Below are 12374 nucleotides of genomic sequence, written 5' to 3'. Positions count from 1 at the left end.
ACATGGCCTCGGTCACGGCCCAGAAGGCGGCGACGTCCAGTTCGCCGACCTGCCGTTTCGGCGTTGCAGGCACGCGGATCGCATCGACCGGGTTCGCCGTGATCGTCTCGTCGTGCCGCCGGGCCGTGTTGACCAGCGCCCGCACCGTCCGCATCACCGACCCGCCCGTGGTCTTGCCGTGCAGGCGCGTCAGAGTGTCAAGCAGGTCACGGCAGTCCTGCCTGGAAATGTCGGCCACCGCCCGCTTGCGCAGGCCCTTGAGATAGTGGTCCATGTGGTACTGGTAGCCCCGCACAGTGGCCGCCGACAGGCTGCGCTCCTTGAGGTGCTCGACCAGCGTCTGTTCCAGGGTGATGCCGGTGGAAGCTGGGCCCGCCGTCGGGTCCACCCCCGACTGGATAGTGGCCATGAGGCGCTTCGCCTCGCTGCGGGCGTCGGAGAGCCGCACCAGGTCGGTGCGCCCGATCTTCACCCGCACGGTGCGCACCAGCCGCTTGTCGCGGCGCACGTCCCCTTGGCAGGCGAAGGTCTTCGTGGTCTTGTGGCAGATGCATAGCAGGCCCTTGACGTCGGTGTCCCTGTGGATGCCCGAGCCTGGACGTGGACGAAACCGTCAGAATACTGGTCGCACTGGGGCTGCTTCAGGGCCGCGCGCCGACAGGTCGATGCGGTCGGAGACAGCCTCGGACAAGCCGAAAATCCCGGGGCTGTCGCCTGCGGTGGCAGAGTTTGCCGACGCAGGTTTTGCCCTCCAACCCGGCCTTGCTCTCGGGATAGATCCGCTCTCAGGCACTGCTTAAGCGCGAACAGCTGCCGGCAGCGGTGGAGCGCGATCTGCCGCGGTGAAGGCCGCGCCGCCCATCAGGACCGAACAATCTCCTGTCCCTGACTGATGCCGGCGCACAATCCTCGCAAAGTCCTCGCAAGGCCATCATACCCCTGACGGCGGTGGGTCCGGCAGATCCGGGACCGGCTCGAGGAGTGGTCCTGACGGGGCCGAAGGGTATCAGGAAACGGGTCCGAGACGAGAAGCTGACGAAAGAATTTTTACCGGAAGCTGTTGCGCCATTGCGGAGGGCGGTCATGACGCCGTCCGTCGCTTCGCGAAGACCTCGTTGCAGGGGCGAGGCACCGCGGCCGCCGAAGCCTGTGTGCCGCTCCATGACGAGCCGGGCGAGGCCGATCTGTTCGACTGGAGCCAAGAGGGTGTGGTGATCGCGGGCGTGACGATCACGGTAAACCCACCCGGGCTTCCCGGTCGTGACAGGGGCTGTCCGCACGATGACCTCGGCCCTTGCACGTCCGAGCAAGGGCGATTTCCGACGGCAGGAAAAAGAAAATGGTGAGCCCGACAGGATTCGAACCTGTGACCCACTGATTAAAAGTCAGTTGCTCTACCAACTGAGCTACGGGCCCAACGGGGGGCTTAGTAGGTGGGGGGGGCGGGGGCGTCAAGCGGAAAAAACGGGGGCACTGGCGGAAAAGCCCGGCCGCGACTATATGCGCGGCATGAACCAGATTCCCCCCGCCGGCCTGCCGTTCATGAAGATGCACGGGCTGGGCAATGATTTCGTGGTGATCGACCTGCGCGCCGGGGGCTCGGCCCCGCCGGCGAGCGTCATCGCGCGCATCGCGGACCGCAATTTCGGCGTGGGATTCGATCAGCTGGCGACCATCTCGGGCGATGACCGGGCCGACCTGCGGCTGCGCTTCTGGAATGCCGACGGATCGACAAGCGCGGCCTGCGGCAATGCCACGCGCTGCATCGCCCGTTTCGTGATGGACGAGACCGGCGCCGACCGGCTGAGCCTGCGCACCGACCACGCGATCCTGCTGGCCGAGGATGCGGGCGGCGGTGTCACCCGCATCAACATGGGCCAGCCGGTGCTGGACTGGCGGGCGATCCCGCTGGCGCGGCCGGTCGATGCTGACCATCTGCCGATCGCCGGCGATCCGGTGGCGACCGGCATGGGCAATCCGCACATGACCTTCTTCGTTGCCGATGCCGACGCCGTCGATCTGGACCGCTTCGGCCCCGAGCACGAGCATCACCCCTTGTATCCCGAGCGCACGAATGTCGAGATCGTCGAGGTGCTGTCGCACGACGAGATCCGCCTGCGGATCTGGGAGCGGGGCACCGGGGCGACGCTGGCCTCGGGGTCCTGTTCCTGCGCCGCGGCGGTCGCGGCGGCGCGACGGGGGCTGACCGGGCGGACGCTGCGCGTTCACGTTCCGGGCGGTGAATTGCAGATCGACTGGCGCGAGGACGGCGTCTGGATGGCAGGGCCGACCGCGCATGTGTTTTCGGGCGTTCTGACCCCCGCCTGGCTGTCCGCATGAGCGGCGCGCCGATCTTCGCGACGCTGGGCTGTCGTCTGAACGCCTACGAGACCGAGGCGATGCGCGAGATGGCCAAGGCCGCGGGCCTCGAGGGCGCGGTCGTCGTCAACACCTGCGCGGTGACCGCCGAGGCCGTGCGCAAGGCCCGGCAGGAGATCCGCCGCCTCGCGCGCGAAAACCCGGGCGCTCCGGTCATCGTCACCGGCTGTGCCGCGCAGACCGAGCCGCAGACCTTCGCCGCGATGGCCGAGGTGACGCAGGTGATCGGCAACCACGAGAAGATGCAGCCGGCCACCTGGCAGGCGCTGCGCGCGCCCGACCTGATCGGCGAGACCGAGAAGATCCGCGTCGACGACATCATGTCGGTGACCGAGACCGCCGGCCACCTGATCGACGGCTTCGGCCGGCACCGCGCCTATGTGCACGTTCAGAACGGTTGCGACCACCGCTGCACCTTCTGCATCATCCCCTATGGCCGCGGCAATTCGCGGTCGGTGCCGGCGGGGGTGGTGGTCGAGCAGATCACGCGTCTGGTCGGGCGGGGCTTCAACGAGGTGGTGCTGACGGGCGTCGACCTGACCTCGTGGGGGGCCGATCTGCCGGGCACGCCGCGGCTTGGCGATCTGGTGATGCGGATCCTGCGGCTGGTGCCGGACCTGCCGCGGCTGCGGATCAGTTCGATCGATTCGATCGAGGCGGATGACAACCTGATGCTGGCCATCGCGACCGAAAACAGGCTGATGCCGCATCTGCACCTGTCGCTGCAGGCCGGTGACGACATGATCCTGAAGCGGATGAAGCGCCGGCATCTGCGCGACGACGCCATCCGGTTCTGCGAAGAGGCGCGCCGTCTGCGCCCCGAGATCGTCTTCGGCGCCGACATCATCGCGGGCTTTCCGACCGAAACCGAGGCGATGTTCCGGAACAGCCTGGCGCTGGTCGAGGAATGCGGCCTGACCTTCCTGCATGTCTTTCCCTATTCGGCGCGCAAGGGCACCCCGGCGGCGCGGATGCCGGCCGTCGGCGGCGCGACCATCCGCGACCGCGCGTCACGGCTGCGGGCGGCGGGCGATCAGGCGTTGCGGCGCCATCTCGAGGCGCAGGTCGGCAGGCAGCACCGCGTCCTCAGCGAAGGCCCGCGGCTGGGTCGCACCGAGCAGTTCGCCGAGGTGGTCTTTGCCGAGGATCGGCCCGAGGGCACGATCCTGGACCTGCGCATCAGCGGCCATGACGGTACCCGGCTGGCCGCCTGAGCCTCGCGCGGGTCGCTTGCGACGGGCCGTCGCGGCTTGCGCCGCGGGCCGCCGCTGCCTAGCCTGACGCGACGCGAGGAGCCTGCCGATGACAACCGCGATCTTCAGCCATCCCGCCGCGGCCGGGCATGTGACCCCGCCCGGCCATCCCGAACAGGTCGCCCGCCACGCCGCCGTCATCGCGGCGCTGGACGGGCTGGCGCTGGACCGGCGCGAGGCGCCAGCCGCCGCCGAGGCCGAATTGCTGCGCTGTCATCCGCAGGCCTATCTCGACCGGATCCGGGCCGCCCTGCCGCGCGAGGGCTGGACGATGCTGGATGCCGACACCCACCTGTCGCCGGGCAGCCTCGATGCGGCGTCGCGGGCGGTGGGTGGCGCCTGCGCCGCCGTCGATGCGGTGCTGGCGGGCGAGGCCGGCAACGCCTTCGTGGCGATGCGACCGCCCGGCCACCATGCCGAACGCGATACGGCAATGGGCTTCTGCCTGTTCGGCACCGCGGCGATCGCCGCCCGCCGCGCGCTGGATCATCACGGTCTGGAGCGTGTCGCGGTCCTGGATTTCGACGTGCATCACGGCAACGGCACGCAGGACCTGCTGTGGGAAGAGGCGCGGGCCTTCTTTGCCTCGACCCATCAGATGCCGCTGTATCCGGGCAGCGGCGCGGTCTCGGAACGCGGGGCGCATGGCCAGATCATGAACCTGCCGCTGCCGCCCGGTTCGGATGGCGGGCGGGCTCGCGCGGCATGGCGGCAGATCCTCGACCGCTGCGCCGCGCTGGCGCCGCAGCTGGTCATCGTCTCGGCCGGGTTCGACGCCCATCGTGACGATCCGCTGGCCGAACTGCGCTGGTCGGACGAGGATTTCGCCGCCATCACCGCGATGATCTGCCAGACGGCCGCCGCCTGCGGGGCACCGGTGGTATCCTGCCTTGAAGGTGGCTATGATCTGGCCGCTCTGGGTCGGTCCGTCCGTGCCCATGTCGAGATGCTGATGGAGGCCGGAAAATGAGCGAGATCGAAACACTGTCCTTCGAGGACGCGCTGCGCGAACTCGAGGTGACGGTGGGCAAGCTGGAAACCGGCGAGGCCACGCTGGAGGAGTCGATCACCCTCTATGAACGCGGCGCCAGCCTGCGCGCCTATTGCGAACGCCGCCTGCGCGAGGCCGAGGAGCGGGTCGAGAAGATCACCCTGTCCGCCAGCGGACAGCCGGTTGCGACGGAACCCGTCGAGGGGATGTGATGCAGGCCGGACTCGAGGCGGCACGGCTTCGCCTTCAATCCGCGATGGACGAGGCGCTGGCCGCGCTGCCGCAGGGCGAACTGCGCGACGCGATGGCTTATGCGACCGTCGGCGGCAAGCGGCTGCGCGGGTTTCTGGTCCTTGAATCGGCCCGGCTGCATGGCCTGACCGAGGACGCCGCCCTTCCGGTGGCGCTGGCCGTCGAGGCGCTGCATGCCTACAGCCTGGTGCATGACGACCTGCCGGCGATGGATGACGACGACCTGCGCCGCGGCATGCCGACCTGCCATATCCAGTGGTCCGAGGCCACGGCAATCCTGGCCGGGGATGCGCTGCAGACGCTGGCGTTCGAGTTGCTGACCGACGAGGCGATCGGCGACGCCGCGGCGCGGCTGCGGCTGATCCGCGCGCTGGCAAGGGCGGCGGGGGCTGCGGGCATGGTCTGGGGGCAGGCGCTGGACATCGCCGCCGAGACCGCGGCGCAGGCGCCGGACCTGAAGGCGATCAAGCGCCTGCAGGGCGCCAAGACCGGCGCGCTGATCCGCTTTGCCGCAACGGCCGGCCCGCTGATGGCCGGCGACGACGTGGCGGCGCTTGATGGCTATGCGCGCAATCTGGGCCTGGCCTTCCAGATCGCCGACGACATCCTCGACGTGACCGGCGACGAGGCGCTGACCGGCAAGCGTGTCGGCAAGGACAGCGGCGCCGGCAAGGCGACCTTCGTGTCCGTCCTGGGGCTGGACGGCGCCCGCGCCGAGGCGGCCCGGCTGGCGCATGATGCCGTCGCGTCACTGGCGGATTACGGCGATGACGCGGAAAACTTGCGGGATCTGGCGCGTTTCGTTATCGAGCGCGACACTTGATCGACGCCGCCCCATCGCCCGCACAGCCGCCCCCCGGAGGGTTCGCCCATGATCGACCGCCCCGCAACACCCCTGCTTGACCGCGTCCTTCTGCCATCGGACCTGAAGGCGCTGAGCGACCGCGAGCTGCGCCAGCTGGCCGACGAATTGCGCACCGAGACGATCAGCGCGGTCAGCGTGACGGGCGGCCATCTGGGTGCCGGCCTCGGGGTGGTCGAGCTGACGGTGGCGCTGCATGCCGTCTTCGACACGCCACGGGACAAGATCATCTGGGATGTCGGCCACCAGTGCTATCCGCACAAGATCCTGACGGGCCGACGCGACCGCATCCGCACGCTGCGCATGGGCGGCGGCCTGGCGGGCTTTACCAAGCGCGCGGAAAGCCCATTCGACCCCTTCGGCGCCGGCCATTCCTCGACTTCGATCTCGGCCGCCTTGGGCTTTGCGGTGGCGCGCGATCTGGGCGGCGACCCGGGCGATGCGATCGCGGTCATCGGCGACGGCGCCATGAGCGCGGGAATGGCCTACGAGGCGCTGAACAATGCCGGCCATCTCGGCAAGCGGCTGATCGTCATCCTGAACGACAACGAGATGTCGATCGCGCCGCCGGTCGGCGCGATGTCGTCTTATCTGACCCGGCTTTACAGCGGCGCCCCGTTCCAGGAATTGAAGGCCGCGGCGAAGGGCGCGGTCGGGATGCTGCCCGAACCGCTGCAGGAAGGCGCGCGGCGGGCCAAGGAAATGCTGAAGGGCATGGCCGTCGGCGGCACCCTGTTCGAGGAGCTGGGCTTTTCCTATGTCGGCCCGGTCGACGGCCACAATCTGGACCAGCTGCTGCCCCTGCTGCGCACCGTCAAGTCGCGCGCGACCGGGCCGGTCCTGATCCATGCCGTGACCCGCAAGGGCAAGGGCTACGCCCCCGCCGAGAACGCGGCCGACCGGGGGCACGCGACCGGCAAGTTCAACATGGTGACCGGGGTGCAGGCCAAGGCCAGCTCGAACGCGCCCAGCTATACCTCGATCTTCGCGCGGGCCCTGATCGACGAGGCCGGGCGCGACGACCGGATCCTCGGCATTACGGCCGCCATGCCCGACGGCACCGGGCTGAAGCAGTTCGCCGAGCGGTTCCCGCGCCGCAGCTTCGATGTCGGCATCGCCGAACAGCACGCCGTGACCTTCGCCGCCGGGCTGGCCGCCGGCGGCATGAAGCCGTTCTGCGCCATCTATTCGACCTTCCTGCAGCGCGGCTATGACCAGGTGGTCCATGATGTCGCGGTCCAGGGGCTGCCGGTCCGCTTTGCCATCGACCGCGCGGGGCTGGTGGGGCAGGACGGTCCCACCCATGCCGGCGCCTATGACATCGCCTTCCTCGCCAACCTGCCGGGTTTCGTGGTCATGGCGGCCGCCGACGAGGCCGAGCTGATGCACATGGTGGCGACGGCGGCCGCGCATGACGCCGGTCCGATCGCCTTCCGCTTCCCGCGCGGCGAGGGAACCGGCGTCGATCTGCCTGCCCGCGGCGAGGTTCTGCCGCTGGGCCGCGGGCGCATCATCCGCGAAGGGGCAGGGGTCGCGCTTCTGTCGCTGGGCACGCGCCTGTCCGCCGCGATCGAGGCCGCCGAGGCGCTGGCCGCGCGCGGCATCAGGCCGACCATAGCCGACGCCCGCTTCGCCAAGCCGCTGGACCGCGACCTGATCCTGCGCCTGGCCCGCGGGCATGACGCGCTGATCACCATCGAGGAGGGCGCGATCGGCGGCTTCGGCAGCCATGTCGCGCAGCTTCTGGCCGAGGAGGGCGTGTTCGATCACGGGTTGAAATTCCGGTCGATGGTGCTGCCCGACCGCTTCGTGGATCACGATGCGCCTGTCGCCATGTATGACGACTCCGCCCTGAACGCCGCGCATGTCGAGGCCAAGGTGCTGGAGGTTCTGGGCATAGGCCGGATCGCGGACCGCCGCGCCTGACCGAAGGCCGTGTCCGATAGCAGGGCCGCAGCCTACGGCCGCTGCGCTTTCGGGGCTGACGCCGTGCCGCGGGCGGCGGTTTTTCCGTCGGTCCGGCAGGCGCCCGTCACTGATAGCTTCGCACCAGTGCCCCGGCGATCATCGACCAGCCGTCCACGACCACGAAGAATGCCAGCTTGAAGGGCAGCGAGACGACCACGGGCGGCACCATCATCATGCCCATCGACATCAGGACCGCGGACACGACAAGGTCGATGATCAGGAAGGGCAGCGCGATCAGGAAGCCGATCTCGAAGGCGCGCTGGATCTCGGACAGCATGAAGGCCGGAACGAGGACCGACAGCCGGTCGATCGGGGCGGACGGATCCGGTGCGATCTGGGCGAGGCCGGCCAGGGTGTCGGGATCGGTGCGCGCGGCCATGAAGCCCTGAAACGGCTGGATGCCGCGTTGAAACGCCTCGGCGATGCCGATGCTGCCATCGCGCAGCGGCGCCCCCGCGGTCTGCCACGCCTCGCGCAGCACCGGGTCCATGATGAACCAGGTCAGGAAGATCGCGAGGCTGACGATCAGCATGTTCGGCGGCGCCTGCTGCAGACCGATGGCCTGCCGGAGAATCGACAGGACCGTGACGATGAAGGGAAAGCAGGTGACCATGATCGCGATGCCGGGCGCCAGCGACAGCGCCGTCAGCGCCATCACCACGAGGACGGCATTCCGACCCAGCCCGCCCGCCGCCTGGTCCAGCGCCGCGATGTCCTGTGCCGCCGCCGCCATGGGCAGCCATGTCAGCGCCAGGACCGCCGCCAGGTTCGCGACATGTCTCACGCGACCTCCGTCGCGCCCACGATCCGCACGCACAGGCGGTCTTCGGGCGATCCGTCCCCGGTCAGTTCGCCGTGCGCGATCACCTTGTCGCCCACGCAGATCTCGACCCCGTCGCCGATGCCCTGATCCAGCACGAGGATGTCGTCGGCCCGCAGCCCGGACAGCTGGGCGACGGTCTGGCGGGTCCGGCCCAGCCGGATCGTGACCTCGACCTGGATGTTGTCTGTGTCGATCAGGTGTTTCAGGGCGTCCATCACGAATGGTCCTCCTTGAGTTCGGAAATCAATGCGCGGATGTCTTGGGCAATCTGGGCAGGCGAGATCTCGATTCGACCGCCTTGCAACGACAGGCATATCTTGTCGGCCTCGGCCTCTGACAGTTCAATGCCGGCAAGGCCGGCCTCCTCGAGGCAGCGTTCGACCAACCCCCTCAGCCGCGGTCCGCAGGCGATCCTGGCCCGCAGCGGCGTACCAAGGCGGGCCAGCCGGGTCAGTTCATCGCGCAGCGCGCCCTGCAGGCGCAGGGAATCGGCCGCCGGCGCGATGCTGTCGAGGATCGCGTCCAGGATGGGCGCGAGGGCCCGTGCCGCCTCGTCGCGCAGCGCGATGCGACGCGCCTCGTCATCGGCAAGCGCCTGCGCCAGCCGTTCGAGGCCCGCGCCAAGGTTGCGCAGCTGTTCGTCCTCGCGGCGCGTCAGGCCCTCGGCCAGCCCGTCGGCATAGGCCTGGTCAAGCTCGGCCTTGCCGAAGATCATCTCGGCCATTCCGGCCGATGCGGCGCTGAAGGATTCCAGCTTGAAATGAGCCAGGGTCACAATGCCTTCTCCTTGTCCTTGTCGTCGATCCAGCCGCTGAGGATCTTGACGCTTTCCTCATGGCGTTCGCGCATCATGCCGCGCAGCCGGGCCACCGGGTCGGCCGGGGGCAAGGACAGCTGCTCGGGCCGCGGCGGATCGGTCGCGATCAGCCTTGCGTCCAGCCCGCCTGCCTCGCCGGTCTCGATGGTGCCGCTGACCGCCGGAGTGGCCGCGACAGGTCCGCTGTCATCCAGCAGTGCAGGTCCGCTCGCCGGCGCCTGATTGCGGTTGCGCAGCACCGGGCGCAGCACCGCGAAGATGACCGCCAGGGCGAACAGCCCGATCAGCGCGATCCGGGCAAGCCCGTTCACCTCAAGCCGCTCCAGAAGGCCGGGCCGCGCCATGGTGCCGCCGTCGCCGGGCGCCGCGAAGGGCAGCGACTTCACGGTGATCTGGTCGCCGCGGGCCTCGTCATAGCCGACTGCGGACGAGACCAGTTCGCGCAGCGTCTCAAGCTCGGCTTCGGAGCGCGGCACCAGGCTGGTCTCGCCATTGGCGTCGGTCTGCGCGACGCCGTTGACCAGCACCGCGACGGTCAGCCGCCGCGTTGCGCCCGGCTGGCGCGACACCTCGCGGCGCAGCTGGCTGACCTCGTAATTGGCCTGCTGGCGATTTTCCGACCGCGAGGCCTGGGTGCTGTCACCTGGTGTCTCTTCGGTGTCGGGCAGGTTCGAGGCGGCGGTCACCGCGCCGGACCCGGTGCTGTTGCTTTCATCCGAGGTTTCCTCGGTAACCTCGGAAATCAGGGCCCTTTGCTCGGGATCAAAGCGCTGTTCGGTGACCAGTTCGGTTTCGGTCACCAGATCCAGGTTCAGCTCGACAATGGCGTTGCCAGGACCGACATGCGGTTCGAGGATCCGTTCGACATTGCGCTTCATCTCGGCGGCGCGGTCCTGTCCTGCACTGTCCTCGCTGGCCGAGACGATGCCCCGCTGCGTGTCGATGACCGTAACGCTGTCGGGCTTCATCCCCGGCACCCCCGACGACACCAGATGGCGCAGCGCAGCGGCCTGTTCGCGGCTGATCTGCTGGCCGTTCGTGGTCAGCGTCACCGAGGCGCTGCCGGTCATGTCGCGCCGGTAGCCGCGGCCGTTCTCGACCGCCAGGTGGACGCGCGCCGTCTTGACGTTGGGCAGGGCCAGGATCGTGCGCGCCAGCTCGCCCTCCTTCGCGCGCCAATAAGCCGCGTCGAACATCTGCGAGGTGGTGCCAAAGCCCGACATCCCGTCCAGAAGCTCGTATCCCGCGCTGCCGGTGGCGGGCAGGCCCTGCGCCGCCAGATCCATGCGCAGGCGGTCGCGCTGGCGCGAATCCACCCAGATCGCGTCGCCGCGCACTTCGTAGGCGACGCCCGCCCGCTCGATCCCGGCGATCACCTCTCCGGATTGCGCCGGGTCGAGGCCGCCATAGATCATCGACATGCCGGGCCGGCTGGCCAGCCAGGCGAAGCCCGCGACGGCCAGGAAGGTGGCCATGAAGGCCGCCGCGAGAATGATCTTCTGCTGTGAGCTTCGCTCGTTCCAGTAGTCCTGCAGTTTTTGCAAAACCGGCCCTTTCGAATCATCCAAAGATTGTCTTCATCGCCTTGATTGCACGTCTGCTATTAAGATTTGGTTAGTTGCGACCTGCTATTTCCGTCTTGTCACGACGGAGAATCACCATGTCCGCCACCGCAGTCGAAGCGCCTGTCGAGGCGCCTCCTCCCAGAAAGAAGAAGGCGATCGTCATGCTTGCCCTGGCGCTTGCGCTTGGCGGTGGCGGGTTCGCCTCGACCTATCTCGGCCTGTGGTCGCCGGCCGCGCTGATCGGCGGGTCGGCCAAGCCCGATCAGGGTGCCGCCGCCGCCACGGCCGTCGTCTTCGTCGACGTGCCGAAGATCGAGATGAACATTCCCGGGTCGCGCGGCCGCAGCCTCGTGTTGTCCGCCGCGATCGAGACCGACGAGACGCACCGCGCCGAGGTCGAACACCTGATGCCGCGCGTCCTTGATGCGTTCACCAGCTTTCTCTCGGGGATCGATCCGGGCGCCTATGACAAGCGCGGCGTGCTGGAAATCATCCGGTCCGAACTGGTCACGCGCAGCCGCTATGTGGTTGGCGAAGAACCCGTCAAGGACCTCTTGATCACGGAGTTTCTGATCAGATGACCATCGAATTCATCCTGCAGACCGCGCTGGCGACGGCGTCGGTCGGCCTCGCGGGCTTCTGCCTGCTGCTGGCGCGGCGCCTGCGTCGCCTCAACGACCTGGAAACCGGTCTCGGCGGGGCCATCGCGGTCATGGCCGCCGAGGTGGACCGGCTGGAAAAGGCGATCCGGGCCGCCCGCGCCGAGGCAACCGAGGCCAGCGAGACCCTGGCCGATGAAATCACCCGCGCGCGGAACGAACGGGCGCTGTGGGACCTGCGCCAACGCATCGGCGAGGCGGCGCGCGCCGATCCGGCACCCGCCGTCGCGCGCCGCCTGCGCAAACGCGCCGAGGCCGCCCATGCGTAGTTCCGTCCTTCCGGTCCTGGCTCTCGCCTTCACCCTGCCTGCGGGCCTGGCGCTGTGGCAGTCGCAGGATCTGTCGCGTCTGTTCGCCGCCGTCGCGGGGCCCAGTGATCTGCTGCAGGGCTGCGGCGACGTGCCCGAGGCCGTCGCGCTGGCCGAGGAACTGCGCGACCGCGCCTTGCGGATCGAGCGCTACATGGAAAGCATCGACGCCCGCAAGGCCGAGATCGCCGAGGCCGAGGCCACGCTGCGCGCCCGCCTTGCCGAGTTGAAGGCGAGAAAGGGCAGCATCCAGTCGCGCCGCGACGGGGCCACCGACGCCGTGCGCAGTGACATCGAGCGGCTGGTCGCCGTCTATGACCAGATGAAGCCTGCCGAGGCCGCGGCGGTGCTGACGAATCTGCCGGCCGATTTTGCGGCCGAGATCCTGATCCGCGTCCGCCCGGAAACCGGGGCGCGCATCATCGCCTCGGTCGAGCCGCGTCAGGCGGCCTTGCTGACCGCGCAGATGGGCGCGCGCAGCGTCCGCAAGCAGTAGG

At 69.0% G+C, this 12374-nt stretch carries 14 protein-coding genes and 1 tRNA gene; 9 read left to right on the top strand and 6 right to left on the bottom strand.

Annotated elements, in window-relative coordinates:
- Both Q5Y72_RS15985 and Q5Y72_RS15980 read right to left on the bottom strand, forming a co-directional pair.
- Nucleotides 1–550: site-specific integrase (locus Q5Y72_RS15985; protein ID WP_371930851.1), on the bottom strand; the 550-nt coding region annotated here is incomplete at its 3' end.
- A 790-nt stretch (nt 551–1340) separates the two neighbouring features.
- Nucleotides 1341–1416: transfer RNA gene (locus tag Q5Y72_RS15980), tRNA-Lys, on the bottom strand.
- Nucleotides 1417–1509: 93 nt separating this feature from the next.
- Between Q5Y72_RS15980 and dapF the strand changes: the two genes are divergently transcribed.
- The 6 genes from dapF (at nt 1510) to dxs (ending at nt 7663) form a co-directional block, all read left to right on the top strand.
- Nucleotides 1510–2340, top strand: coding sequence for a diaminopimelate epimerase (gene dapF, locus Q5Y72_RS15975; protein ID WP_305964424.1), 831 nt, complete (start codon nt 1510–1512; stop codon nt 2338–2340).
- Nucleotides 2337–3593, top strand: coding sequence for a tRNA (N(6)-L-threonylcarbamoyladenosine(37)-C(2))-methylthiotransferase MtaB (mtaB, locus tag Q5Y72_RS15970; protein ID WP_305964423.1), 1257 nt, complete (start codon nt 2337–2339; stop codon nt 3591–3593). The genes dapF and mtaB overlap by 4 nt, the downstream gene beginning before the upstream one ends.
- 88 nt (nt 3594–3681) lie before the next feature.
- Entirely contained in the window at nt 3682–4602 is a 921-nt protein-coding gene (locus Q5Y72_RS15965; protein WP_305964422.1) for a histone deacetylase family protein, read from the top strand.
- A complete protein-coding gene (locus Q5Y72_RS15960) occupies nt 4599–4835 on the top strand; it encodes an exodeoxyribonuclease VII small subunit (RefSeq protein ID WP_305964421.1) in 237 nt (78 codons plus the stop codon). The genes Q5Y72_RS15965 and Q5Y72_RS15960 overlap by 4 nt, the downstream gene beginning before the upstream one ends.
- Entirely contained in the window at nt 4835–5698 is an 864-nt protein-coding gene (locus Q5Y72_RS15955) for a polyprenyl synthetase family protein (RefSeq protein ID WP_371930849.1), read from the top strand. The genes Q5Y72_RS15960 and Q5Y72_RS15955 overlap by 1 nt, the downstream gene beginning before the upstream one ends.
- 48 nt (nt 5699–5746) lie before the next feature.
- Nucleotides 5747–7663: a 1-deoxy-D-xylulose-5-phosphate synthase gene (dxs, locus tag Q5Y72_RS15950; protein ID WP_305964420.1), complete on the top strand. Its 1917-nt coding sequence runs from the start codon at nt 5747–5749 to the stop codon at nt 7661–7663.
- A gap of 106 nt (nt 7664–7769) precedes the next feature.
- On the opposite strand, the gene fliP is transcribed toward dxs, so the two are convergent.
- From fliP to fliF, 4 genes are read right to left on the bottom strand one after another with little or no spacing between them, the layout of a single operon-like run.
- Nucleotides 7770–8438: a flagellar type III secretion system pore protein FliP gene (fliP, locus tag Q5Y72_RS15945; RefSeq protein WP_305964428.1), complete on the bottom strand. Its 669-nt coding sequence runs from the start codon at nt 8436–8438 to the stop codon at nt 7770–7772.
- 47 nt (nt 8439–8485) lie between these two features.
- Complete coding sequence (locus Q5Y72_RS15940) at nt 8486–8743, bottom strand: FliM/FliN family flagellar motor switch protein (protein WP_305964419.1); 258 nt, start codon at nt 8741–8743, stop codon at nt 8486–8488.
- Nucleotides 8743–9303, bottom strand: a complete 561-nt coding sequence (locus Q5Y72_RS15935; protein ID WP_305964418.1) for a hypothetical protein — start codon at nt 9301–9303, stop codon at nt 8743–8745. The genes Q5Y72_RS15940 and Q5Y72_RS15935 overlap by 1 nt, the downstream gene beginning before the upstream one ends.
- Nucleotides 9300–10889, bottom strand: a complete 1590-nt coding sequence (gene fliF / locus Q5Y72_RS15930; protein WP_305964417.1) for a flagellar basal-body MS-ring/collar protein FliF — start codon at nt 10887–10889, stop codon at nt 9300–9302. Before fliF ends, Q5Y72_RS15935 begins: the two co-directional genes overlap by 4 nt.
- 116 nt (nt 10890–11005) lie before the next feature.
- Between fliF and Q5Y72_RS15925 the strand changes: the two genes are divergently transcribed.
- Genes Q5Y72_RS15925 through Q5Y72_RS15915 form a run of 3 tightly spaced genes read left to right on the top strand, consistent with a single transcriptional unit; the run spans nt 11006 to nt 12373 of the window.
- Entirely contained in the window at nt 11006–11491 is a 486-nt protein-coding gene (locus Q5Y72_RS15925) for a flagellar basal body-associated FliL family protein (protein WP_305964416.1), read from the top strand.
- A complete protein-coding gene (locus Q5Y72_RS15920; RefSeq protein ID WP_305964415.1) occupies nt 11488–11838 on the top strand; it encodes a hypothetical protein in 351 nt (116 codons plus the stop codon). The genes Q5Y72_RS15925 and Q5Y72_RS15920 overlap by 4 nt, the downstream gene beginning before the upstream one ends.
- Nucleotides 11831–12373 carry a MotE family protein gene (locus Q5Y72_RS15915; RefSeq protein WP_305964414.1) on the top strand — a complete coding sequence of 181 codons (543 nt, stop codon included), beginning with the start codon at nt 11831–11833 and terminating at the stop codon, nt 12371–12373. Before Q5Y72_RS15920 ends, Q5Y72_RS15915 begins: the two co-directional genes overlap by 8 nt.
- The last annotated feature ends 1 nt before the right edge of the window (nt 12374 follow it).

Origin of the sequence: Paracoccus spongiarum, assembly GCF_030732095.1 — a bacterium.
In the GTDB taxonomy this organism is placed as follows: Bacteria; Pseudomonadota; Alphaproteobacteria; order Rhodobacterales; family Rhodobacteraceae; genus Paracoccus; species Paracoccus spongiarum.
The sequence above is the reverse complement of the archived record's forward strand: the minus strand, read 5'-3'. Positions and strand labels throughout refer to the sequence as shown.